A 24,935-nucleotide genomic window follows, 5' to 3' on the forward strand; every position below is an offset into this window, starting at 1 on the left:
GTGAACCTTCCAATGACCCAGATAGGACTCTGGGATATGAATAGACAACGGAACTTTTTTGAGATACAAACCGTTTGCGTTTTAATCAGTACTACCGTTTTAGATATTGCTCCTATACTGTATAGGCTACTCAGTAACTCGTGATGTTTTCTCTTTATTGTAGACTCATGGGTTATGCAGCCAGAGCCAGTTCTCACCCAGATAGGAATCAGGTGATATTAACGAGCAGGTACTGTGCGGTGACAAGGATAGCAATTGGTAAGGCATTGAGTTTGCCATACCGAGTCTTCAAGGAACCAAGTCCGTTCATTTATTGCTGACGTGTTTGTCAGATAATTAATTGAATATATTGACCGGAGATAGAAATGAGCGATTTAAAATCAGCAGCTCTACGTGCACTTAAACTTATGGATCTAACCACGCTAAATGACGACGACACAAACGAAAAAGTGATCGCACTATGTCACGACGCGAAAACCGCTGTGGGCAACACAGCAGCGATCTGTATTTACCCTCGCTTTATTCCTATTGCTAAGAAAACCCTTCGCGAACAAGGTACACCAGAAGTGCGTATCGCGACGGTAACTAACTTCCCACACGGCAACGATGACATCGAAATTGCTGTAGCAGAAACCAAAGCAGCAGTTGCTTACGGCGCAGACGAAGTAGACGTAGTATTCCCATACCGCGCACTTATCGCTGGCAACGAAGAACTGGGCTTTGAGCTTGTGAAACAGTGTAAAGAAGCGTGCGGCGACATTCTTTTGAAAGTGATCATCGAAACCGGTGAGCTAAAAGAAGAAGCACTGATCAAGAAAGCATCAGAAATCTGTATCAAAGCAGGCGCAGATTTCATCAAAACCTCTACAGGTAAAGTGTCAGTTAACGCAACGCCAGAATACGCTCGCATGATGCTAGAAGTTATCCGTGATATGGACGTTGCAAAAACAGTGGGTTTCAAACCAGCTGGCGGCGTACGTACTGCAGAAGATGCAGCTGCATACCTAGCAATGGCAGACGAGATCCTAGGCGCAGACTGGGCAGACAACATGCACTACCGCTTTGGTGCATCAAGCCTACTGACGAACCTACTGAATACATTAGAAGTAACTGACGAAACAGCGGACCCAAGCGCTTACTAAGTTACTTTGCGGGAGTGTAGGTCGTTGGTTCTGCGCTTCACCCCCTCTAGCTCCCCTTGATAAGGGGAGGCTAGGAGGGGTAAAACCCACCACTCCTAGCCTCCGCTACATCTACCCTACACTTATTCTGTACTTCAGCACTTCGCTGTGGAGGCACTAATGTATTTACCACAAGAGATAATTCGTAAAAAACGCGACGGTCATGAACTAAGCGCAGAAGAGATCAACTTCTTCATTCAAGGTGTTGCGAAAGACACGGTATCGGAAGGTCAAATTGCAGCATTTGCGATGACTATCTTCTTCAATGAAATGACCATGCCAGAGCGTATTGCACTGACTTGTGCTATGCGTGACTCTGGCATGGTTATCGACTGGAGCCATATGAACTTTGGCGGTCCGGTTGTCGATAAGCACTCAACCGGTGGTGTTGGTGATGTGACCTCGCTAATGCTTGGCCCTATGATTGCCGCTTGCGGTGGTTTTGTCCCTATGATTTCTGGTCGTGGTCTCGGCCACACTGGTGGCACGTTGGATAAACTGGAATCTATTCCGGGTTACAACATTACGCCTACCAACGACGTGTTTGGTGAAGTGACCAAGGATGCGGGCGTGGCGATCATTGGCCAAACTGGCGATCTTGCACCAGCAGATAAGCGCGTTTACGCGACTCGCGATATTACTGCGACAGTGGATAACATTTCGCTAATCACAGCGTCTATCTTGTCGAAGAAGCTTGCCGCAGGCCTAGAGTCTCTGGTTATGGATGTCAAAGTGGGTTCAGGCGCGTTTATGCCAACTTATGAAGCATCGGAAGAGCTGGCGAATTCTATTGTTGCTGTTGCTAACGGTGCGGGCACTAAGACGACGGCTATCTTGACCGATATGAACCAGGTACTGGCATCGTCTGCGGGTAATGCTGTTGAAGTGCGCGAAGCGGTGCAGTTTTTAACCGGTGAATACCGTAACCCACGTTTGTACGCAGTGACCATGGCGCTATGTAGCGAAATGTTAGTGCTGGCTAAGCTTGCAGAAGATACAGAGCAAGCAGAAGCTATGCTTAACGAAGCACTTGATAACGGCAAAGCGGCTGAGTGTTTTGGCAAAATGGTCAAAGGTCTTGGTGGCCCGGCTGATTTTGTTGAAAACTACGACAACTACTTAGAAAAAGCAGAAATCATTAAACCGGTGTTTGCGGATGCTGAGGGCATCGTTTCTGCTATGGATACGCGCGCAATCGGTATGGCTGTAGTAGGTATGGGCGGTGGTCGTCGTGTCGCTACCGATGCTATCGATTACGCAGTTGGTTTCGACCAGTTCATTAGACTTGGCGAAACGGCAAATCAAGACAAGCCACTTGCGATGATTCATGCTCGCAGTGAAGCTCAGTGGCAAGAGGCGGCAAATGCGCTGAAAGCAGCGATTACTGTCTCAGATGAATCTTATACAGAAACTCCTTGTGTGTACCGCCATATTCGTGCGGAAGACTTGGCATAAGGACGGAGAGAAGTTATGAAACGTGCATTTATTTTAGTGTTGGATTCTTTTGGCATTGGCGCTACCGCGGATGCGGACAAATTTGGTGATGTTGGCTCAGACACTATGGGTCACATTGCAGAGCAGTGCGCGAAAGGTCTGGCAGACAACGACCAGCGTAGCGGCGAATTGAAGCTACCAAACCTATCTAAGTTAGGTCTAGCGATGGCTCATAAAGAATCAACAGGTAAGCTAGCTTTGGGTCTTCGTGACGACGTTGAGATCATCGGCGCTTACGGTCACGCGGCTGAGCTATCTTCTGGTAAAGATACTCCGTCAGGTCACTGGGAAATTGCTGGTGTTCCGGTTCTGTTTGATTGGGGTTACTTCACTGACAAAGAGAACAGCTTCCCGAAAGAGCTGACTGACCGTATTCTAGAGCGTGCAGGCCTTGATGGTTTCCTTGGTAACTGCCATGCGTCAGGTACGCAAGTACTGGATGACCTAGGTGAAGAGCACATGAAAACAGGTCAACCTATCTTCTATACCTCTGCAGATTCGGTATTCCAAATTGCGTGTCATGAAGAGACTTTCGGCCTTGACCGCTTACTAGAGCTTTGCCAGATTGCACGTGAAGAGCTAGAGGATTACAACATTGGCCGCGTGATTGCGCGTCCATTTATTGGTGCAGGTAAAGGTCAATTTGAGCGTACTGGTAACCGTCGCGACCTGTCTGTTGAGCCGCCAGCACCGACTGTGCTGTCTAAGCTTGTTGAAGAGAAGCAAGGTGAAGTGGTGTCCATCGGTAAGATTGCCGATATCTACGCTAACTGCGGTATCACTCAAAAAGTAAAAGCAACCGGTATTCCTGCGCTTTTCGAGGCGACGAAAGAGCAAATCCAAAAAGCGGGTGATAACACCATCGTTTTCACCAACTTTGTAGACTTTGATTCAGCATACGGCCACCGCCGTGATGTGGCGGGCTACGCTGCGGCGCTTGAATACTTCGATTCTCGTATTCATGAAGTGATTGAACTGATGCAAGAAGATGACGTACTGATTCTGACGGCTGACCACGGCTGCGATCCAACATGGCAGGGTACTGACCATACTCGTGAGCATATCCCTGTTATCGTCTACGGTCAGAAAGTACCAGCAGGTTCTTTGGGCCTTCGTGACAGCTTTGCTGATATTGGTCAAAGCCTTGCAAGCTACTTTGGTACATCCTCAATGGATTACGGGAAGAACTTCCTATAATTAATAGCATCTGAGCACCTTAGGTACTCAGCTGTATCTTGCTCCAATCCTAAAATTTACACGAACAACATAAAGGAAAAAATAATGGCAACTCCTCACATTAACGCGGAAATGGGTGATTTTGCTGACGTAGTATTGATGCCGGGTGACCCACTACGTGCAAAATACATCGCGGATACCTTCTTAGATGACGCTGTACAAGTGTGTGATGTTCGTAATATGTACGGTTACACAGGTACTTACAAAGGTCGTCGTATCTCTGTAATGGGTCACGGCATGGGTATTCCTTCGTGCTCAATCTATGTGACTGAACTTATCAAAGACTTTGGCGTGAAAAAGATCATTCGTGTGGGCAGCTGTGGCGCGGTAAACGAAGACATTAAAGTACGCGACGTTGTTATCGGCATGGGCGCATGTACCGACTCAAAAGTGAACCGTATTCGCTTCAAGAACCATGACTTTGCAGCAATCGCTGACTACAAAATGGTGAAAAATGCGGAAGAAGCAGCAAAAGCTCGTGGTATCGACGTAAAAGTGGGTAACCTGTTCTCAGCAGAGCTGTTCTACACGCCAGATCCAGAGATGTTCGACGTGATGGACAAATACGGCATTGTTGGCGTGGAAATGGAAGCGGCAGGCATCTACGGTGTTGCAGCAGAGTACGGCGCGAAAGCTCTGGCTATCTGTACGGTTTCAGACCACATTAAAACGGGTGAGCAAACCACATCTGACGAGCGTGCAACTACGTTCAATGAAATGATGGAAATTGCACTGGATTCTGTTCTTCTGGGTGACGCTGAGTAATTTAGCGCTCCTTGTGAATAGACAAAGCCTCGCGAATGCGAGGCTTTTTTAGTTTTGGCTAACTGTTTCGTTAGGGCTGCTTAAGCAGTAGGTTTTCGCCTTTGTTCTTTGGCTGCTTGCGAAGCAGTACCATCAGCAGTAGCCCACATAAGAAACTCATTAAGATCATCATGTACATAAAGCGATCACTCTTGCGGTAGTGATGATCAGAGATGGCGGTCACTTTACCGGTTTCAAAGGTAATGCGCACGAAGCCAATGATAGTGTGGTCGTTAATGATTGGCTCGACGAGTTGCTGGCGGCCGATGCTCGCAGTGGACAGCGGGGTATCGAGCCCTAACACGTCACGAACCGTTTTTTCTGCATCACTGGCTGCAACTTTGACCCCTTCCGAATCATACACGGTCGCATCAAGTACTAGGCGTTCGCTAGCAAGCTGGTTGGTCAAAGCACCAAGCCGCTCTTGATCTTGGTCGATCAGCATCTGTCTTGCCGATTGCGAGGCTTGAGAAATCAGAACTTTAGAGAGAACTTCGAGCTGATTGGCTTGAATACGCTCGTTGCCTTTACTGATCAGCACACTGTTGGTGGTGATAAAAAACACCATGGCACCAATCAGACAAAGCGCGACTAAGCGTAAAAAGTTTCTAAACGAAAACAGTGAACCATCCATAAAAGTGCAAAAGTACTAAGAAATGACGAATTGGTTCATATTGATGCTTGCACAACTAAATTGCAATAGGTAACGTTTTGGGAGCACATTTAAAGGAAGGATTAGCCATGGATGCTATTAAGCCGCTTGCAATCAGTAAGCGTATTCCACTTAAACAACGATTCCCAGAGACGCTTCTCGCTCATTCTTTAGAGCGACGCACAGCAACATGGATTGTGTACGCACCGTACTTGTCGACAGACGTGTTCAACGATTTGGACTTTTACGTTGGAGAAACCACACGCATTTTAGATATTTGGCAAGTCGGTCGTTATGAGGTTGCACTGATGGAAGGCAACTTAACCGCCGAGCATAGCCAAATATTGGATGAGTTGAATGTCGATTATGCGCGCTTGTGTGATGTCCCCGATCTTAACAAGCCTGGCGTCATCGTGCTGGATATGGATTCTACTGCGATTCAAATTGAGTGTATTGACGAGATCGCCATACTCGCTGGCGTTGGTGAGCAGGTCTCTGAAGTGACAGAGCGCGCGATGCAGGGGGAGTTGGACTTTGAGCAAAGCTTACGTCAACGCGTTGCTGCGCTCAAAGGTGCGGATGAGTCGATTTTGGCTGAGGTACGTGAGTCGCTGCCATTGATGCCAGAGCTGCAAGAGATGATAAAAACGCTGCAAAGCTATGGCTGGAAGACGGCGATTGCCTCCGGTGGCTTCACGTACTTCTCGGATCATCTCAAAGAGATGTTGAGCTTGGATTTTGCCCAGTCAAATACACTAGCAATCAAAGACGGTAAGCTGTTAGGTGAAGTTTTAGGTGATGTGGTATCGGCACAAACTAAAGCAGACATCTTGCTAGAACTTGCGGAAGAGTATGACATAGAGCCGCATAACACTATCGCGGTTGGAGATGGCGCCAATGACTTAGTGATGATGGGTGCTGCTGGACTTGGTATCGCTTATCACGCGAAACCGAAAGTGGAAGCGCAGGCACAAGTTGCGATTAAGCATGCTGGTTTGGGCGGGATTGTTTGTATCTTGTCGGGACTGCTGGCAAGGCAGAAAAAAATTGGCTGGTAGGCTGAGTTTAAATAGAAGCGATTATAAAAAACGGCCCTTAGAGTAAGGGCCGTTTTTCTGACAGCTATTCGTCTTCTTAGTTAGCTATTATTCATTTCTAAACGAATCAACACTTCTTCCGTGATATCCACCAACTCGCAGTAGCCGATAATAGAAGTCATTTCATTTTCGAGATTTCGTGCGTGACTGAGACTCAGTGACAAGAGTTCATTAATGTCTTTCTTCATCAGCGTAGTCAACGCATCATACACGGGACCAGAAGTCACACGCAGAATATAGAGTTCGCCCATATTGAGGGCATCTTTAATGAACTTGATGCGTTGCTGAGTAGATTCAAACTCGTCGCGTACCTTGGTGTGAATCGATTGGATCCTGTCTCCAAGCTTAAGTACACCTATGTAAAGTTCGAATGCGACAGGCTTGGCGCCCGGTTTGCGTTTCAGTGGTTCCGCTAATAGTGAATTGCTGCGACCTTTAAAAATAGGCTCGAGCGCGAGCTTTTGATCGTGACCAATGCGTTCAAAAAACTGCAAGTAACCAGGTAGTGGGAAGTTAACACCAACCGATCGGCATTTTACAGACGTACCTCGTTTGTCGACATAAACCGGTGTCGACACCATTTTTCCAAGCAGCACATTATGCAGCGCTTCAAGTAGCGATGAGCTTGGTAATATCTCTTGTTGAGCGACCAGTTTGTCCTGATTACTTTCAATAATGCCGCGGAAAAATGCGATGGTTTTGAAGGTCTTACCGGACTCGACGAGCTTTAAGTGCGCCGTTTTTCGATCTGCCGAAAAGCGAACGATTTCATATGGCACTTGGTTAAGCGGAATGCGTTGGTTGTATCGCTTTAGCTCTAGATAGTCGACAGAGATAATCGAGCCCGAGGGGATGTTGAGCGGTTCACTTAGCTGAATGCTGGCGCCATGTTTGGATAAGTCGACTGTGGCACCAGATAGAGTGCTACCTTCCGGCGTTGTCATGACTAATGGAGAACGAAACTGATATCTAGGCTCTTTGCGGCGAGATTTGGCATCAAAATAAAGTCCGCGTGGCTGAGATCTAACATTTCTTGGGTGCCTAAATCGGTTCAGGGTACTCGCTGGTAGACGCGGCTTTTCTGTAAACAGGTAGTCGCTGGCCGACTTATCGTCACTGATTTCTTGCAAAATGCCAAAATGGGTCAGTTTTTCATCGTGCCCGACCAGTTCGCCGTAATGTTTCGAAATAGTCAGCATGTCATCGGTGGAAAGTTCAAACACCGATAGACGGAATGCGCGCCAACTAGCTCGTCGTCCACCGACATGCCAGAACAGTTGCCGTTCTTGGCGCTCGGCTTCTGGCATCATCATTGAGTAAAACAGCTTCATGCCGTTGTGCTCATGAGTAAAGGTATAAAGAACGTTGCTACAACCTTTGATTCCGGCTTTTACCAACATTTCCATACGCTCAGTGGAGAATAATGAGGCTAGTGATTGCTGGTTACGCTCGTCGTTCCAATAACGCCAGATATCTTGGTTGTTTTCGGTAAGCAGGGCGACCTTAAGATCGTTGCCGCTGAAAAATAGCGGTAGATTGCAGGCGTGCTTAAGGTAGGTGTGTTCAAAGCCGCGTGTTCGGGCACGAGTAATACGGTCTTGGTTGTCGTGGCGAACTTTTTTAGACTCAGTGTTGAGCATTTTGTTGACCACGAGCTCAACGGCGTTAGTACGAGTCAGTCTCAAGGTACGTAAGTACTTCACAGGTGAGATGCCATGCAGTCCATCGACACCGAGTACGCGATACTCTATTGGCTTGGTGATCTCTTTTAGCTGACTGGTTTCGGCAAGTTCATCGAAACTCACGCTAATGATCTGGCCCAAATCGTAGTCAAAGGTACCTGGGACTTTGAACTTGGCTCCGGAGCTCGATAGGTCAACGCTCAGACCAATAACGTTTTCTCCATTTTCTAGCGTGATTGAAACTTGCGATTCAACTTTTAATCGACACTCTTTACGCTTCAGGTCATAACCTAAGTTTATTGGGCTCGCCGCATATGGGCTTTGAGGATCGGTGAGATCGCCTCGGTTGGCGTTGCGCTGCTCATCACCCAAGTTACTGAGTGTTTTTTTGTCGACCAAAAGCTCCCACACGCCTTCGGTATAACTGCCATATTTTCGGGTTAGTCGATGATAGGAGTCAAATGCACGATCGTCGAGCCAGTGAGACAGTCCGTCCAATTGATATTCGTGACAGTTAGTCGATACGCGGCCACGTAGATCGATGCGCTTATGACAAGGGGCCATAAGACGATTGAGCTCCATCTTTACCAATAATTTGGTAGAAGGAGATTCACCTTCGGTGACTTGATTCAGCACCAGATCGAAGTCTTCTGCGTGATAGGCTGTGATCAAGCGCTCTGTGATGGAAAGTATTTCTGTTTGCTGCATGAGTTTTGTTAAAGTGTCCCTGCGATGATGGATGTCATCAAAATAAGTACAGCGTAATGCCTTATATCGGCTACCATGCCGAAAACCTTAACGGTATGTACAAGAAAGATAAGGTATTCTTTCACCTTATTCTTTGTGTATTGTCATATCTTGACAATACTTTGAGCGTTTGGAAGCTCAAAACTAATAGGTTAATCAATCATTAATGCAAACCAGTGCATTTAGAGCACCAGAGTAAGTAGGTTAGTTTAAAATATGGCAAAAGCGAAAAGAGCTTATGTGTGTAACGATTGTGGCGCAGATTTTCCACGCTGGCAGGGGCAATGTAATGCTTGTGGCAGTTGGAATACCATCAGTGAGGTACGTTTAGCGGCATCTCCTCAAGTGGCGCGCAACGAGCGACTAACGGGCTATGCTGGTGGTGCAAACGAATCGACGATCCAAACCTTGTCTGAGATAGACTTGCAAGAAGTCCCTCGTTTTACCAGTGGCTTCAAGGAGCTAGACAGAGTGCTAGGTGGAGGCGTTGTACCAGGCGCTGCGATTCTGATTGGTGGTAACCCTGGTGCGGGTAAGTCGACGTTGCTCTTGCAGGCGATGTGTTGGTTGTCTTCGCAAATGCCGACGCTTTATGTCACTGGCGAAGAGTCGCTTCAGCAGGTAGCGATGCGAGCTTCTCGTTTAGGGCTACCTAAAGAGCATCTCAAAATGCTGTCTGAAACCAATGTTGATCGTATTTGCCAAATCGCTGAAAAAGAACAGCCAAAGCTGATGGTCATCGACTCGATTCAAGTTATGCATGTGGCCGATGTTCAATCGTCCCCAGGTAGTGTGGCTCAAGTTCGTGAGTCTGCGACTGCGTTAACGCGCTACGCCAAGCAAAACAACGTGGCGATATTTATTGTTGGCCACGTAACCAAAGATGGTACGTTGGCGGGCCCTAAAGTTCTCGAACACATTATTGACTGTTCCGTACTTCTGGATGGGGGTACTGATAGCCGCTTTAGAACACTTCGTAGCCACAAGAACCGTTTTGGCGCGGTGAATGAGCTGGGTGTATTCGCAATGACAGGGCAGGGCTTAAAAGAAGTGAGCAATCCGTCGGCTATCTTCTTATCTCGTGGTGAAGAAGAAACCTCGGGCAGCTCAGTCATGGTGGTTTGGGAAGGGACTCGTCCGCTGCTTGTTGAAATCCAAGCGCTGGTGGATTATAGCCAACTGGCGAACCCGCGCCGAGTGGCGGTTGGCCTCGAGCAAAACCGTTTGTCCTTGTTATTAGCAGTGCTGCATAAGCACGGCGGATTACAAATGGCGGATCAAGACGTATTCGTTAATGTAGTGGGGGGCGTGAAGGTAACAGAAACCAGCGCCGACCTTGCTTTGGTTATGGCACTGCTGTCCAGTTTCCGTGACCGACCATTGCCAAAAGATGTCGTGGTATTTGGTGAAGTGGGTCTAGCCGGCGAAATTCGACCGGTACCGAGTGGCCAGGAGCGTTTAATGGAAGCGTTTAAACATGGCTTTAAAAAAGCGATTGTGCCAGCGGCGAACATGCCAAAAGGCGGCATTGAAGGCATGCAAATCCACGGCGTGAAGAAGCTTTCAGAAGCGATTTCAGCATTTGATGAACTTTAATGGTGGTTTTTGCCTGATTTCAGGTAGAATACCGCCAACAAAAGTATGATTTTGCGAAATGACATCGAAAAATCACCAAGAGCAGCTAAAATTAACTGCGATCTGGTAACACACCCAAATCCGTTGAAGCTTGATGACATAAGCCTTGAGAGAACATTTTTTCCAAGGCTGAGTGTGTTCGAGTAGGGTTCGGGTAACTTTTTTTTAATACACATGCACGCAGAGGTATCGGTCTTTACAGATTGTGATATACTCTGCGCGCAATTTATACCTTATAAACAGAGTAAGACAATGGCAGATTTATCAAAGTACAGAAACATTGGTATTTTCGCGCACGTTGATGCGGGTAAAACTACCACCACTGAGCGTATCCTTAAGCTTACTGGTAAAATCCACAAAACTGGTGAAGTACACGACGGTGAGTCTACAACTGACTTCATGGAGCAGGAAGCTGAGCGTGGTATCACAATCCAGTCTGCTGCGGTAACTTGTGAGTGGAACGGCCACCGCCTAAACGTTATCGATACTCCGGGACACGTTGACTTCACAGTAGAAGTATATCGTTCACTTAAAGTACTAGACGGCGGTATCGGTGTATTCTGTGGTTCTGGTGGTGTTGAGCCTCAGTCAGAAACAAACTGGCGTTACGCGAACGAATCAGAAGTATCTCGTCTGATCTTCGTTAACAAACTAGACCGTATGGGTGCAGACTTCTTCAACGTTGTTGACCAAGTTAAGAACGTTCTTGGCGCTAACCCACTAGTAATGACTCTGCCTATCGGTCGTGAAGACGATTTCGTTGGTGTTGTAGACGTACTAACTCGTAAAGCTTACGTTTGGGATGATTCTGGTCTTCCAGAGAACTACGAAATCCAAGACGTTCCAGCTGACATGGCTGACGATCTAGAAGCTTACCGTGAAGAGCTAGTTGAGACTGCTGTAGAGCAAGACGACGACCTAATGGAAGCGTACATGGAAGGTGAAGAGCCTTCTATCGAAGACCTTAAGCGTTGTATCCGTAAAGGTACTCGTGACCTAGCATTCTTCCCAACATTCTGTGGTTCTGCATTTAAGAACAAGGGTGTTCAACTCGTTCTTGATGCTGTTGTAGATTACCTACCAGCTCCAACTGAAGTTGATCCTCAGCCTCTAACAGATCCAGAAACTGGTGAAGCGACTGGTGAAGTTGCTACAGTATCTGCTGATGAGCCACTAAAAGCGCTAGCGTTCAAAATCATGGACGACCGTTTTGGTGCACTAACGTTCATCCGTATCTATTCTGGTCGCATGAAGAAGGGTGATACTATCCTTAACTCTGCAACTGGTAAGACTGAGCGTATCGGTCGTATGTGTGAGATGCAGGCTGACGAGCGTAACGAACTTACTGAAGCACAAGCTGGTGACATCATCGCTGTAGTCGGTATGAAGAACGTTCAAACTGGTCACACTCTATGTGATCCTAAGCACGAATGTACTCTAGAAGCTATGATCTTCCCAGAACCAGTAATCTCTATTGCTGTTTCTCCAAAGGACAAAGGTTCTACTGAGAAAATGGGTATCGCGATCGGTAAGATGGTTGCAGAAGATCCATCTTTCCAAGTTGAGACTGATGAAGATTCAGGTGAAACTATCCTGAAAGGTATGGGTGAACTTCACCTAGACATCAAGGTAGACATCCTTAAGCGTACTTACGGCGTTGAGCTAGAAGTAGGTGCTCCACAGGTAGCTTACCGTGAAACTATCACTCAACCAGTTGAAGATAGCTACACGCACAAGAAGCAGTCTGGTGGTTCTGGTCAGTTCGCGAAAATCGACTACCGTATCAAACCAGGCGAAGCGAACTCTGGCTTCACGTTCTCTTCTTCAGTTGTTGGTGGTAACGTTCCTAAGGAATTCTGGCCAGCAGTTGAGAAAGGCTTCGCGAGCATGATGGACAACGGTGTTCTAGCTGGCTTCCCAACGCTAGACGTTGAAGTTGAGCTATTCGACGGTTCATTCCACGCAGTTGACTCTTCGGCAATCGCTTACGAAATCGCAGCGAAAGGTGCATTCCGTCAGTCTATGCCAAAAGCTGGTGCACAGCTTCTTGAGCCAATCATGCACGTTGACGTGTTCACTCCAGAAGATCACGTTGGTGATGTAATCGGTGACCTTAACCGTCGTCGTGGTATGATCAAAGACCAGCAAGCTGGTACTACTGGTGTTCGTATTAAAGCTAACGTTCCTCTATCAGAGATGTTTGGCTACATCGGTCACTTACGTACTATCACTTCAGGTCGTGGTCAGTTCTCTATGGAGTTCGAACACTACGCAGCATGTCCAGCAAACGTTGCTGAAGAAGTTATCGCTAAAGCGAAAGAAGACAACAAGTAATTGGTCTTTGACTTCAGATAGTAAAAACCCGCCTTTCGGCGGGTTTTTTTATGCTCGTTATTCTTATGTGTGCTAATAAATATCTATTACTCTTCCCATACCACCAGTTGACCTTTTGGCCAGTTCTGACCCACTTCATGATACTTCTGCTCGAGAAGGTGGCGCTTAATTTTTAGCGTCGGAGTTAGCAAGCCATTCTCAATGGTCCAAGGCTCTTTAACCATCAATACGCCTTTTATCTGGGCATGGGATTCGAGCTCTTGGTTCATACGCTTGACGACGCGTTCCGCGGTGCGAGCATAACGCTCACGATCAAAATTAGGGAAATCATGCGGGACAACTAGCAAGATAGGCGCAGGTAGGCCAAGCCCAATTAGACACATCATCTCGACGCGGCTGTATTCCGCGAGTTTATTCTCAATTGGTACTGGCGCGACAAATTTACCTTTTGCCGTTTTGAAAGTGTCTTTCTTACGGCCACGAATCGTTAAGTAGCCTTCGCTATCGATAACACCAATATCCCCGGTATGCAGCCAGCCGTCACTGTCGAATGATTCTTGAGTGGCAATGTCATTTTTGTAATAGCCGGAGAACATACCCTGACTGCGTACCATGATCTCGTCATCATCAGCAATTTTCAGCTCAATCCCTGGTCCGCCATTGCCTACGGTACCAATTTTGTCCGCTCTGAATGGATGGTTAATCGTGCTGTAGGCGAACGATTCAGTCATCCCCCAAGCTTCAGTAATGTTAAGGCCGACACTGTGATACCACTCAAGCAGAGCTGGTGAAACTGGTGCTGAGCCACAGCCAAGTACGCGGGCTTGGTCTAAACCTAAACCATCGGCGAGCTTTTTCTTAATGAGTGAATTTACAAATGGGATCTTCAATAAGATGTTGAGCTTTTTCTGTGGCAGCTTGTCTTGGATTCGTTGTTGGAATAAGTTCCACAGTCGTGGTACCGAGATAAATAATGTTGGGCGCTGCATCTTCACGTCTTCGATAAAGGTATCGAGCGATTCTGGGAATGCAGTTGGCACTCCGCCGATGACCGATGAGCCGAAGATATAGACACGTTCTGTAATGTGAGCCAATGGTAGGTATGAGAACAAACGGTCGTTAGCTTCGATGCCGATGTGATCAATCAATCTTTGTACTGACCAGTTGAACGCGCCATATGTGAGCATTGCCCCTTTTGGCAGGCCGGAAGTACCAGAGGTATACACTAAAGACATCAACTTATCGTCATAGTGAACTGGGCGCTCTTCACTAGGCTGATGATCGGCGACAAGCTGTGTAAAACTATGCTGGCAGCTAGGCGCGGTATCGTAAGGCAGGGAAATGGTGATGAGCGAATCCATTCCACTGATGACTTCGCTGGTTGCTGCTGGGTCATCAAGTTTACCGGCGATAAGCACTTTACTCTCACTGTGCGTTAAGCAGTATTCAATTGTGTCTGGGCCAGCCGTTGGGAAAATTGGCACGCTAACATAATCGCCAAGCATCATGGCCAAATCACAGATAAACCATTCGGCACAGTTCTTTGATATCAGTGCCACTTTATCGCCAGGTTGCACCCCAAGTGATCGTAGTGCGCTGACGAGTCTCAGCGCTTTATCGGCAACGTCGGCATAAGTAAATTCGACGAATTGACGATTGATGATCTGTTTGAGATAAACCTCATTTGGTTTTTCATGCGCCCACTTTAGGATCATTTCATTGGGCGGCGGTAGCGTACAGCTAGAAGTAGTCGTTTCGTTATTAGGCAGTATCATTCTTGAACTCCGTTTACGTGTAGAACGATAGATTTTATAATTGTAGTTATGTTAATTGATTGTTAACAATACAATACTAGTCACTGTGATTAGGGACTGCAAGAAGGGAGATGCTGATAAATGAGGCCTTTAGCACATAATTTGAGTAAAAACTCAGTTTTGTTAATGAGGAGTCGCTCCAATGTCGAGCGCAAGTCATGAGATCACTTGCGCTCAATTGAGTGTCAAACTCTTGGTACGTGAACAGACTGCATCACAAGCCTGACCGCGTCCTGCTGGGCTCGTAGTGCTTGTACACAATTACCATCAAGCTTGCCCATGGCCACCATTTTTTCAAGCTCAAGCAGGGCGTGAGTCAATGACCAAGATTCACTGTAATAGCGGTGACTGGTTAGAGCATCAAAAATGTTAGCAACCGTAACAATGCGAGCTGACACTGGTATATCAGCGTGTCGCAAACCTTTTGGGGCGCCGCTGCCATCTAAATATTCATGATGATATTGAATGATGTCTCGGAGCAATTGCACGCAGGTGTGTTGCTGCTCATGGATTTGTCGTGCCAAATCATTAACTAGGTTTAAACCGTGCTGGATTTGAGCGGTCAACTGTAAGTGATTCCCCCAATCTTCAAGCCATAGGCTTTGCGAAGAGGTGCCAAGCGCTGAGTATTTTCCAATATCATGCAGCTGAGCAAACTGCACAATATGATCCAAAGTTTCATCATCTAACTGATACAGCTGAGCAAGTTCGGTACCGATAAGGTGGGCGAACTGACCAACCCGATAGGCGTGATCTAAGCTCTCATTTTGGTGCTCAAAACTGGTGCGTCTCACTACAAGACCCAGATCTGTCATCGCGTTGACGCAGCGACGTTGATGAGTAATCGCTTCGATCAGTGGTGCTGAATGGGCGACGAGTTCTTCTCGGGTTGCTGAGTCAAAGTAGTGCGAGTGAGTGGCATCGTAGAACAGCATGCCAAGAAATTGGCCATCATCGAAAATAGGTCTTGTTAACGACGATTGATAACCTTGTTCGAGCAACCAATATGAATGGCTACTAGCACTGGTTACGGTTGATGGTATGTCATTGAGCACTCGCGCTTGTTGGCGAGTAATACTTTTACCAAGAGAAGATTGACTGTTGATTGGTGCACTGTAATGAAGCAGTGGGTTGCCAAGCTCTGTGCTGTGCGCAAAAGTTTTCAGTGCGCCTCGCCCATCGTCGTAACTGGCAAAAGCCAGTCTTACAATTTCAGGAGCTTGATGAGAGATTTCGCGATGGGTGTGTTTAATCGCTTCACCAATAGTGTCAGCATTTGAGCTCGTATGCAGAGATTGTCCCAGTTTTGTGCTATCCATAATTCACCTCCTGAATATCACCCTTTGTCATGGAGGCATATCGAGTGAAGTGTACTCTGATGGAGCATGCATGTCTTAGGTGAATCGGATCATCAATTGTCTTTTATTACCGCTAACCCTTTTATTGCAAGTATTACTGGGGGCATTTGCCCCCAATAAATAGTGTAGAAACGCTTCTAATAGGTTGCGAGTTCTTACAGCGGTAATCCGCTAGAACTTTGATTTAGATTAAGTTTGCAAGGGTTGGAGCCAACAAACCGACGGCAACAAAGTAGATGACCATCCAAACAATGGGTAGCTTGAACTGTTTCATCAACAGTGAGCCCAACAGCACCCAACAAAGGTCAAGCGACGTAATGACTGCACTGACAAAGACCGGCTGATACAGTGCAGATAACAGCAGACCCACTACTGCAGCGTTAACGCCAACCAAGGCCCCTGAAACAGAGGGAATCGCAGCGAGGTGTTGCCAGTTTTTCAGTACGCCAACGAGCAGTAGGAAACCCGGAACAAAAACACCTAAAGTGGCAATGATGGCACCCAATAGCGGAGCGGAAGGAAGAAGTTCATAGCCGATGTAAGTGGCAAAGGTAAACATAGGGCCGGGGACTGCTTGGGCGGCAGCATAGCCAGTCAGAAAAGCATCTTGGCTAAGTTGGTCGCCAACAATGTTTTGGAGTAATGGCAGAACCACATGTCCACCGCCAAACACTAGGCTACCGGCTTGATAGAAGTCCGAAAACAGCTGCACAGTTGGTGAATAATCACCTATGATAGGCAAAGCGACAAGCAATACAAAAAAGCTTGCGAGAGGTAGCCATGAGAATGAGACACTTGTATTGGTCTGTGCTGGCTTGTCTGCAGCGAGATAGCGTACACCGACAGCAGCGGCTATCACGAGTACTAATACTTGGCTTGCAACGCTTTGGAAGAGTAAAAGTGCGATTGCGGTGCCGATACACAAGGTGACAGTCAGTGGCGACCTGCAGAAACTCTTGTACATGCCCCAGGCTGCATCAGCCACAACCAGAACCGCTAACAGTTTTAGACCGTGTACGACATTTTGAAAATAGCTTGATTCAGTGAGCTGGCTACTGAGCACAGCGAGCAGCAGCATAATGATCACTGAAGGCAAGGTGAACCCCAAAAAAGCCATGATGCCGCCACCAAGACCAGCACGTTGATAGCCTACCGCAAAGCCGACTTGACTTGAGCCTGGCCCCGGTAGGAACTGACTTAGAGCGACGATTTGCGCGTACTCTTCATCACGAAGCCAGCTGAGCTTTTCGACAAAGGTGTTGCGAAAATAGCCAATGTGCGCCGCAGGCCCCCCAAAACTTACCCAGCCAAGAGCAAAAAAGATTTTGAAGATAGCAAACAGTGATGACTGCCCATTGTTATGCGCGTTGTTTTGCGCAGTGGTATTTGGAGTAGACACAATATAATCCGATTGATAATGAAACTTTCAGTTGGTACCGATAGTAGAACCTGACTTATAATGATTCAAATCGATAGTTTTGATATCTACTATGAATGAAATGGGACAAGAAAATCTCGACTGGAAACGCATCGATCTCAATCTGTTGATTGTGTTTTATCGGTTGTATCAGACTCGAAGTGTGTCATTAGCGGCACAAAAAAGCTTTGTCAGTCAGTCTGCGATGAGCCACAGTCTTGCCAAGCTGCGTGAGCTGTGTAGTGATAGATTGTTTGAACGCAAAGGGCATCAAATGGTACCGACAGAGAGAGCAAGTGAGCTGTTCCCCGCAGTGGAGCAGATCCTCAACCTTGTTGAGTACAAGGTGCTGCCCAGCAGCGAGTTTGATCCTAATGATTATCGAGGAGTCTGTAAAATTGGTTTGACCGATTACGCGGAGTTTATTTTCGGGCCAGTGATTTACGACGCTATCTTGGCCGATGCACCCTATTCAAGAGTCAGCTTCGTCAACGTTAACCGAAATAGCTATAAGCATCTCAGTGAGCAGGAAAGCCTAGATATGATCATAGGTAGCATTCCTGAGCTTGATGAGCAGTTTGCAAGCCAGAAGCTGTATACCGAAAAGCATGTGTGCATTTATGACCACTCTAAGGTGAATATTGAGCAGGTCGACCTAGAGACCTTTGTTTCGTTACCTCATTGCTTGGTCAGCCCTGAGGGGGCGTTCTCAAGCAATGTTGATAAACACTTAGACGCGGTAGGGCTGAGCCGCACAGTGACCGCAGTGTCACGCAACTTTCTTACGATTGGTCGACTTGTCAGTGGGCGCGCAATGTTTGCTATCGTGCCAGAAAAAATGGCTCAAATCAGTTTGATGCAGTCACACCTTACTGCTGTGCCACCTCCGGTTCCCGTGGCGGATTTTGACATATCCCTTATTTGGCCAAAGCAGTCTCAGCTTACTGATAAAGCAACGTGGCTTAAAGAAGCATTATATGAGTCCATATTGCGTTCGATACAAGAGAGTAATTTGTAGCTCGAGCTATGATGGCTCGAGCTTTGTTGGGTTGGGCTAGGAAGTGTGAAAACGTTAGGTCAGTGCAAAACGTGTCCAAACCTTTGAGCGCCAGCGACGGATCATCACTATTCCACGCAGCCACTCATCCATACCGATCGCTATCCAAGCGCCGAGTATGCCGTAGCCCCAGTGAATGCCAAGTAGGTAGGCGAACATAACGGCAACGCCCCACATGCTTAAAATACCCATTTGAACGGGAAACTTAATGTCGCCTGCACCTTTGAGAGCCGCGATAAAAATTAGGTTAGAGACGCGGCCTGATTCAACAAAAATAGAACCACCAATGAGCAGGGCGACCAAGGCTACGATCTCTGGGTCTTGAGTGAATAGATCAATCAGTGGATAGCGGAAGATAAACAAGCTCACGACTATTCCGGTCGACGCGGCAAGGCCGACGAGATAGTACTTTTGCACGCGATGGAGAATATCATCAACCCAACCTTTACCAATGAAGTAGCTGGTTTGAATTTGTCCTGCCTGACCGAGTGCCAAGGCAAAGGCGAACGAGACTCGCGTGATGTTTTGTGTGTAAGTGAACGCTGCCAGCGAAGCCGTGCCCATTTGCACTACAAAGTAAACAATCGCCATTTGTGCCATGTTATAAGACAGCACTTCGCCGGCGTTCATAACGCCAATTTTCATGATTTTCTTATAAAGCTGTCGTGGAATATCGCGCCATGCAGCAAATGGAAGCTCGACTTTTTTTGCTCGCACCATGCCGATCATCAGTAAAGTACCAATGATTTGACTCACAACCGTGGCCGTAGCAACGCCGCTAACGCCAAAGACGGGCAGTCCAAAAGGCTGATACAGAGCGATGTAGTTACCTGCGATGTTAATCACGCCAGCGATCAGGTTAATCATCATAGGTGAGCGAGAGTAGCCATGACTACGAAGAATGGTCGTCAGTACAATACCCAGCGTCACGTTAAAGGTCATCGAACCACTGATGATTAGATAGTCGTAACCGAAGGCCGCAACTTGTTGTTCTAAGCCAAATAAGGCAATAAAGTGCTCGGCACCTAAAAATAGCGCTAAACTCAATCCAAAACCCACAACAAGTGCCAGCAGAATACTTGCGACACCTGTTTGTGCCGCCTCAGCGAATTTAGAGGCACCATTGTATTGAGCAATCAAGATCCCAGTACCACTGCTGACCATCATTGAGATCACAATGAGGAAGAAGCTGATCTGAGTGATCACACCGACAGCAGACACCGCTTGATCTGAGTAGCCACTTAGCATGAATACGTCGGTGGTATTGAGGGCTGTGCGCAGCAATACCTCGATAAAAATAGGCCACGTCAGCGCAACGATGTTCATTCTATTACTGAGCGCTGAAGCACGGTTCGACATTGTTTTCACCTAGTATTTTTGGGGTTTTGGTTAAATGGGCGGCAAGTTTACTCTCAATGGCTATAAACACAACACAATAATCACAGCAAAAACAGAGTTTGAAATTATTGTCTGTGAAAGAGCGAATTTTGCTCCACTAAAAGCGTACGCCGGTGAGGTTCCAATAGTATCGGTGGACTTGGCTAAGTCACATTAAAATCATGTAGTCAAAAAGACGCGATTTGAAGATAAGTCAATTAGACTCTTCTTGTGGCTTAATATTGTTTACCTGATTGATAATTATAGTTTTTTAAATTGGTACATTTTGTGCTTTAGTCAACAAGATTAGATTTATTGAGTAATTGGTATGATTAACATCGTTGATAAAAAGGCAGAAGAAGCTATTCCTGCATGGCTTCGTTTAGGGTTTCGTCCTTTTTTCTTATTAGGAAGCATCTACGCGGTATTTGCAGTTGTAGCTTGGGTCGTGATGTTCCAGCATGGCCAGCCGACCGCATTGGCGGTGCCTGCCTTGTGGTGGCATGCTCATGAAATGATTTTTGGTTTTTCGATGGCGATTGTGGTTGGTTTTGTACTCACTGCCGTGCAGACTTGGACAGGAGTGAACGGCACTAAACATTACCGACTGCTGTTATTGGTGGCGCTTTGGACGATCACCAGGGTGCTGTTTTGGACGCCAGCGCCTCTGTGGCTAGTCTCATCGATTGAGTCACTATTCATTGCATTGGTGGCCTATGAAGTCGGCTTTAGAGTCTATCGAGCAAAAGGTTGGCGTAACCTGTTTTTTGTCCCGCTGTTTATGTTGGCTATTTTTGCTAACTTTGCCAGTTACGCAACGATTAAAGGCATGCCTCCGTTTAGCTCAAGTGCGGTCTGGCAAGCTATGTTGTGGTGGTTTACCTTGTTGCTGTCGATAATGGGCGGTCGGGTGATTCCTTTCTTTGCGGCTCGCCGTTTTCAGTATGACAAGCCTCAGCCTATTGCGTGGTTAGAGTGGGCAGCAACATTGCCGCTGTTGGCACTGTTTGTATTGAGCTTTTTCCCGCTTTCTTTTGCAATGTTAGGTCAACCGTTGATGCTCGTCGCCGGCGTCGCTCAACTGGCTCGTTGGGCTCGATGGAAACCTTGGTTGACTCTTTCTGAGCCGCTGGTGTGGTCATTGATGCTGACGTATCTCTGTTTGCCGTTAAGCTTGTTAAGTCGTGGGTTGCTCTCCAACGCATTTGCGTCTCATGCAATGTTGCATCTATTTGCGGTTGGTGCTCTGGGTGGTGTAGTGCTTGCGATGATAAGCCGAGTAACGATGGGCCATACGGGGCGCGCGATATATAAAGGTCCGAATATGTCGATAGCTTTTGTTGCCGTGATTGTAGCGGCCGTAATACGCAGTGTTGGCGTCGCCTTATGGCCACAGCATATGTTCATTCTTGTTGATGTGAGTGCGGGTCTCTGGACGCTGGCGTTTGCGATGTATGTATTCTATTTTGGAAAAATGCTCGTGACGCCAAGAGTGGATGGTCATCCGGGTTAAGTTATATACACAAAAAAAACCAGCCGAGGCTGGTTTTTTTGTGTATAGCGATTAGTACGCGTCGTTATGAACCGTTTGTACCGCGCGGCCCGATGGGTCGACACAGTTTTGGAATGACTCATCCCATTCAATCGCTTTCGCTGAAGAACAAGCGACCGATGGACCACCCGGTACACATTTCGCCGCTGACTCTAGTGGGAACAACTCTTCAAAGATTTCACGGTATGCGTAACCTTCTTTCGTTGTCGGTGTGTTGTATGGGAAGCGGAATGCTGCTGTTTCCATTTGCTGGTCAGTGATTTTAGCTTCTGCCACTTCTTTTAGTGTATCAATCCAGCTGTAGCCTACGCCGTCTGAGAACTGCTCTTTTTGACGCCATGCGATAGATTCTGGTAGGTAGTGCTCAAAACACTCACGAAGGATGTGTTTTTCCATTTTACCGTTGCCACACATCTTGTCTTCAGGGTTGAGACGCATCGCCACATCGATAAACTCTTTGTCTAGGAATGGCACGCGACCTTCAACGCCCCATGCCGCCAAAGATTTGTTAGCACGAGCACAGTCAAACATGTTAAGGGCTAGTAGTTTACGAACCGTCTCTTCATGGAATTCTTTCGCGTTTGGCGCTTTGTGGAAGTAGAGGTAACCACCGAAGATTTCATCAGCACCTTCACCAGACAGTACCATCTTGATGCCCATTGCTTTGATCTTACGACCCATTAGGAACATGGGTGTCGATGCGCGGATTGTAGTCACATCGTACGTTTCAATGTGGTAGATAACATCACGGATTGCATCCAAACCTTCTTGAATGGTGTACGTCATCTCGTGGTGTACGGTACCGATTTGGTCAGCCACTTCGCGAGCCGCTTTCAAATCTGGTGCACCCTCTAGACCAACCGCAAATGAGTGAAGCTGTGGCCACCATGCTGCAGATTGCTCATCGTCTTCAATACGCATGGCTGCAAAACGTTTAGCAACCGCTGAAGTGATGGAAGAATCCAGACCGCCAGAAAGTAGAACGCCGTAAGGTACGTCCGTCATAAGTTGGCGTTTTACTGCTGCTTCAAGTGCTTCAGTGAGTTCTTCTTTGCTAGTGGTGTTGCCTTGTACTGCTGCGTACTCGTTCCAGTCACGGATGTAGTAGCGCTGAGGCTCTGCATCTTTTGAGCCGTAGAAACTACCTGGAGGGAACTCGCTGATCGTCTTACAAACAGGCACTAGGGCTTTCATTTCTGATGCCACGTAGTAGTTGCCGTGCTCATCGTAACCTTGATAAAGCGGGATGATACCAATGTGGTCACGACCGACTAGGTATTCATCTTTCTCTTCATCGTAAAGTACGAAGGCAAAGATACCGTTTAGCTCTTCAAGAAGGTCTGCACCCATATCTTGGTACAGCGCTAGGATAACTTCACAGTCAGAGTCGGTTTGGAACTCGTACTTACCTTCATAGCGTGCACGAATTTCTTTGTGGTTATAGATTTCACCATTAACAGCAAGGATGTGTTTTTTATCTTGGCTATACAGAGGTTGAGCACCACTGTTAAGACCAACAATCGCTAGACGCTCGTGCGCTAGAATTGCTTTATCTGAGGCATAGATACCGGACCAATCTGGGCCACGGTGACGAAGTTTCTTAGACATTTCAAGAGCCACTGGACGTAGAGCGGCGGCATCGCTTTTAATGTCTAAAATACCAAATACTGAACACATACAACTTCCTTTTAGATGAAATTTAACGCTGTTGAGTTCAATTTGCCATCTGCTCAAAAAAAAGCAACCGTGAGGAAGGAAAAATAAAATAAAAGCGGAGTCTTTTTAAAATATATTCACCAAAATGACCTTAAAGGTGAATTTTTTCTAGCTTGGGCTATTTTTTGGTCAGGAAAGGAAAAGTCAGCCACTAAAAAGTGGCTGACTGAAGGCGATTATTTAAGGTTAGGTTGTAGCTGTTCACATACGTGGCGTGCAAAACCGCTGCCAGCTTCGCTGTATATGTTAAATGCCGCGCTTACACCCATCTCTTCGAGTTCTGTAAGTTGGTCTGGGTAAGCGGCAATTGCAGCAACCTGACCTTTAAACTGTTTGGTTTGCAGCAGTTCAAGCGCCGTTTGGTTCCCTTGGTGGTGGGGCATGGCGAGTAATACCAGCTTTACATGAGCCGTATCTAAGATGCGCTCCCAAAAGTCTGGGTCGGTGGCATCACCTGCTATGACGTTGCGACCTTCTTGCTGATGCTGCTTAGCCGCCTCTTCTCGCACCTCGACGCCAAGACAAACTTTGCCATAACGCTCGAATAGTTCATCGTAGGCGCCACTACCAATACGACCCATTCCTAAAATCAACACTTGAGCTTCACCAGGGTTGATGAACTGATCACGAGTGTTGATATTCTCAGCCGCTTGTTCTTTGAGCCACTTGGCGCTACGCAGATAAATGGCGTGACCCACACGGTTTAGTGGTGCGGAGATGATGAACGACAGTGATACCGCAATGGCGAGTGCCACCAAGATATCTCCTGAGATCCAGCCTAGCTTGAAAGCCAGACCACCAACAATCAGACCAAACTCACTAAAGTTGAATAGCGTGAGCGTGGTAAGAAGACAGGTACGAACGCGGAATTTGAAGGCGTTAATGACAACAAAATAGAGTATGCCTTTGAGTGGCAGTAGTAGCACCAGTAACGCACCGAGGATAAAGCCTTGCATGGTGGGTTCGTCGGCTAAGCCAATGTTTAGGAAGAAGCAAACTAGGAACAGCTCTTTTAAATTAAACAGAGACTTTGACAGCTCTGAGGCTTTGCGATGCGAGGCGAGCAACATACCAAGGATTAGTGCTCCTAAATCCGGCTTCATCCCAACAAGCTCGAACAGACCCGCTCCCATCACTAGCGCAAAGAAGATACCGCTTAGTACCAGCATTTCACCATGGCCGGCCTTATCCAGGAACTTAAACATCAGTGGGCGCAGTAGCGGCAGCCCAAACAGCGCGATGGCATACCACTCAGGGAATTTACCGGTGGATGCGGTCAAGAAAATCACCGCGAAGATATCTTGCATAACCAAGATACCGATAGCGAGTGTGCCGTAGGTGGCGTTCATTTCGCCTTTTTCCTGCAAGGTTTTGACGGCAAATACGGTACTTGAGAAGGATAGGGCAAAGCCAAGAAGAATGAGCTGGTTGATGTCGAGGTTGGCAAGACTCGTCACACCAAGGAACTTAAGCCCCAGCAATAACAGTGCAAACAGTAATGTAGACAATAAATTGTGCACGGTGGCACCTGCCCAGATTTCTTTGGACAGCAAAGTCTTAATATCGAGCTTCAGACCGATGGTAAACAGCAATAGCGTCACACCAAGATCGGCAAGAGTGGTAATAGTGGGGGTCGACTCAAAGCCAAAGTCATGCAAAAGGAAACCAGCGAGCAGGAAGCCCACTAAAGGGGGAAGTTGGCATTTGAGTGCGAGAAAGCCTGCGACGAAGGCGACAGTGATGAGAATTAATTCCATATATATTTTATTAACTATCCACGAT

The 24,935-nt window shown here is 47.0% G+C and carries 17 protein-coding genes; 9 read left to right on the forward strand and 8 right to left on the reverse strand.

Features of this window, described 5'->3' with window-relative positions; genetic code table 11:
- Positions 1–365: 365 nt before the first annotated feature.
- The 4 genes from deoC to deoD all read left to right on the forward strand — a co-directional run bounded on the left by deoC (position 366) and on the right by deoD (position 4,676).
- Positions 366–1,142 (forward strand): deoxyribose-phosphate aldolase, encoded by a 777-nt coding sequence (deoC, locus tag ACJB0T_RS12305; protein WP_479291245.1) that lies wholly within the window; start codon positions 366–368, stop codon positions 1,140–1,142.
- Between the two features lie 159 nt (positions 1,143–1,301).
- Positions 1,302–2,636 (forward strand): thymidine phosphorylase, encoded by a 1,335-nt coding sequence (deoA, locus tag ACJB0T_RS12310; protein ID WP_479291243.1) that lies wholly within the window; start codon positions 1,302–1,304, stop codon positions 2,634–2,636.
- Between the two features lie 15 nt (positions 2,637–2,651).
- Positions 2,652–3,872, forward strand: a complete 1,221-nt coding sequence (locus ACJB0T_RS12315; RefSeq protein ID WP_479291239.1) for a phosphopentomutase — start codon at positions 2,652–2,654, stop codon at positions 3,870–3,872.
- An 84-nt stretch (positions 3,873–3,956) separates the two neighbouring features.
- The gene (gene deoD / locus ACJB0T_RS12320; protein WP_042496627.1) at positions 3,957–4,676 is read left to right on the forward strand and encodes a purine-nucleoside phosphorylase; all 720 of its coding nucleotides are present in this window, start codon (positions 3,957–3,959) and stop codon (positions 4,674–4,676) included.
- Positions 4,677–4,746: 70 nt separating this feature from the next.
- On the opposite strand, the gene ACJB0T_RS12325 is transcribed toward deoD, so the two are convergent.
- The gene (locus ACJB0T_RS12325) at positions 4,747–5,349 is read right to left on the reverse strand and encodes a YtjB family periplasmic protein (protein ID WP_479291237.1); all 603 of its coding nucleotides are present in this window, start codon (positions 5,347–5,349) and stop codon (positions 4,747–4,749) included.
- Between the two features lie 107 nt (positions 5,350–5,456).
- Between ACJB0T_RS12325 and serB the strand changes: the two genes are divergently transcribed.
- Entirely contained in the window at positions 5,457–6,425 is a 969-nt protein-coding gene (gene serB / locus ACJB0T_RS12330) for a phosphoserine phosphatase (protein WP_479291235.1), read from the forward strand.
- A gap of 80 nt (positions 6,426–6,505) precedes the next feature.
- On the opposite strand, the gene ACJB0T_RS12335 is transcribed toward serB, so the two are convergent.
- Positions 6,506–8,854 carry a PilZ domain-containing protein gene (locus ACJB0T_RS12335; RefSeq protein ID WP_479291233.1) on the reverse strand — a complete coding sequence of 783 codons (2,349 nt, stop codon included), beginning with the start codon at positions 8,852–8,854 and terminating at the stop codon, positions 6,506–6,508.
- A 255-nt stretch (positions 8,855–9,109) separates the two neighbouring features.
- On the opposite strand from ACJB0T_RS12335, the gene radA reads away from it, so the two are divergent.
- Positions 9,110–10,489: a DNA repair protein RadA gene (radA, locus tag ACJB0T_RS12340; RefSeq protein WP_338165214.1), complete on the forward strand. Its 1,380-nt coding sequence runs from the start codon at positions 9,110–9,112 to the stop codon at positions 10,487–10,489.
- A 291-nt stretch (positions 10,490–10,780) separates the two neighbouring features.
- Positions 10,781–12,862: an elongation factor G gene (gene fusA / locus ACJB0T_RS12345; protein ID WP_479291230.1), complete on the forward strand. Its 2,082-nt coding sequence runs from the start codon at positions 10,781–10,783 to the stop codon at positions 12,860–12,862.
- An 86-nt stretch (positions 12,863–12,948) separates the two neighbouring features.
- On the opposite strand, the gene ACJB0T_RS12350 is transcribed toward fusA, so the two are convergent.
- From ACJB0T_RS12350 to chrA, 3 genes are all read right to left on the reverse strand, one after another.
- Complete coding sequence (locus tag ACJB0T_RS12350; protein WP_479291228.1) at positions 12,949–14,637, reverse strand: AMP-binding protein; 1,689 nt, start codon at positions 14,635–14,637, stop codon at positions 12,949–12,951.
- A gap of 224 nt (positions 14,638–14,861) precedes the next feature.
- Entirely contained in the window at positions 14,862–15,995 is a 1,134-nt protein-coding gene (locus ACJB0T_RS12355) for an HD domain-containing phosphohydrolase (RefSeq protein ID WP_479291227.1), read from the reverse strand.
- Between the two features lie 223 nt (positions 15,996–16,218).
- Positions 16,219–17,376 carry a chromate efflux transporter gene (gene chrA / locus ACJB0T_RS12360; RefSeq protein ID WP_479292312.1) on the reverse strand — a complete coding sequence of 386 codons (1,158 nt, stop codon included), beginning with the start codon at positions 17,374–17,376 and terminating at the stop codon, positions 16,219–16,221.
- 148 nt (positions 17,377–17,524) lie between these two features.
- Here chrA and ACJB0T_RS12365 point away from each other — a divergent pair, with 148 nt between their 5' ends.
- Positions 17,525–18,469: a LysR family transcriptional regulator gene (locus tag ACJB0T_RS12365; RefSeq protein WP_479291225.1), complete on the forward strand. Its 945-nt coding sequence runs from the start codon at positions 17,525–17,527 to the stop codon at positions 18,467–18,469.
- A gap of 54 nt (positions 18,470–18,523) precedes the next feature.
- Here the strand turns inward: ACJB0T_RS12365 and ACJB0T_RS12370 are convergent, their stop codons facing one another.
- Positions 18,524–19,867 (reverse strand): MATE family efflux transporter, encoded by a 1,344-nt coding sequence (locus tag ACJB0T_RS12370; RefSeq protein ID WP_479291223.1) that lies wholly within the window; start codon positions 19,865–19,867, stop codon positions 18,524–18,526.
- Positions 19,868–20,213: 346 nt separating this feature from the next.
- Here ACJB0T_RS12370 and ACJB0T_RS12375 point away from each other — a divergent pair, with 346 nt between their 5' ends.
- Positions 20,214–21,398, forward strand: a complete 1,185-nt coding sequence (locus ACJB0T_RS12375; protein ID WP_479291221.1) for an NnrS family protein — start codon at positions 20,214–20,216, stop codon at positions 21,396–21,398.
- Between the two features lie 51 nt (positions 21,399–21,449).
- Here ACJB0T_RS12375 and asnB read toward each other — a convergent pair whose 3' ends face one another.
- Entirely contained in the window at positions 21,450–23,114 is a 1,665-nt protein-coding gene (gene asnB, locus ACJB0T_RS12380; protein ID WP_479291219.1) for an asparagine synthase B, read from the reverse strand.
- A gap of 215 nt (positions 23,115–23,329) precedes the next feature.
- Positions 23,330–24,910: a cation:proton antiporter domain-containing protein gene (locus ACJB0T_RS12385; RefSeq protein WP_479291217.1), complete on the reverse strand. Its 1,581-nt coding sequence runs from the start codon at positions 24,908–24,910 to the stop codon at positions 23,330–23,332.
- Positions 24,911–24,935 lie beyond the last annotated feature (25 nt).

Source organism: Vibrio sp. CB1-5, from assembly GCF_059412285.1.

Bases quoted from the DNA above. Each gene is read 5' to 3' on its own strand.
- deoC (WP_479291245.1), top strand. From the start codon at position 366: ATGAGCGATTTAAAATCAGCAGCTCTACGTGCACTTAAACTTATGGAT.
- deoA (WP_479291243.1), top strand. From the start codon at position 1,302: ATGTATTTACCACAAGAGATAATTCGTAAAAAACGCGACGGTCATGAA.
- ACJB0T_RS12315 (WP_479291239.1), top strand. From the start codon at position 2,652: ATGAAACGTGCATTTATTTTAGTGTTGGATTCTTTTGGCATTGGCGCT.
- deoD (WP_042496627.1), top strand. From the start codon at position 3,957: ATGGCAACTCCTCACATTAACGCGGAAATGGGTGATTTTGCTGACGTA.
- ACJB0T_RS12325 (WP_479291237.1), bottom strand. From the start codon at position 5,349: ATGGATGGTTCACTGTTTTCGTTTAGAAACTTTTTACGCTTAGTCGCG.
- serB (WP_479291235.1), top strand. From the start codon at position 5,457: ATGGATGCTATTAAGCCGCTTGCAATCAGTAAGCGTATTCCACTTAAA.
- ACJB0T_RS12335 (WP_479291233.1), bottom strand. From the start codon at position 8,854: ATGCAGCAAACAGAAATACTTTCCATCACAGAGCGCTTGATCACAGCC.
- radA (WP_338165214.1), top strand. From the start codon at position 9,110: ATGGCAAAAGCGAAAAGAGCTTATGTGTGTAACGATTGTGGCGCAGAT.
- fusA (WP_479291230.1), top strand. From the start codon at position 10,781: ATGGCAGATTTATCAAAGTACAGAAACATTGGTATTTTCGCGCACGTT.
- ACJB0T_RS12350 (WP_479291228.1), bottom strand. From the start codon at position 14,637: ATGATACTGCCTAATAACGAAACGACTACTTCTAGCTGTACGCTACCG.
- ACJB0T_RS12355 (WP_479291227.1), bottom strand. From the start codon at position 15,995: ATGGATAGCACAAAACTGGGACAATCTCTGCATACGAGCTCAAATGCT.
- ACJB0T_RS12365 (WP_479291225.1), top strand. From the start codon at position 17,525: ATGAATGAAATGGGACAAGAAAATCTCGACTGGAAACGCATCGATCTC.
- ACJB0T_RS12370 (WP_479291223.1), bottom strand. From the start codon at position 19,867: ATGTCGAACCGTGCTTCAGCGCTCAGTAATAGAATGAACATCGTTGCG.
- ACJB0T_RS12375 (WP_479291221.1), top strand. From the start codon at position 20,214: ATGATTAACATCGTTGATAAAAAGGCAGAAGAAGCTATTCCTGCATGG.
- asnB (WP_479291219.1), bottom strand. From the start codon at position 23,114: ATGTGTTCAGTATTTGGTATTTTAGACATTAAAAGCGATGCCGCCGCT.
- ACJB0T_RS12385 (WP_479291217.1), bottom strand. From the start codon at position 24,910: ATGGAATTAATTCTCATCACTGTCGCCTTCGTCGCAGGCTTTCTCGCA.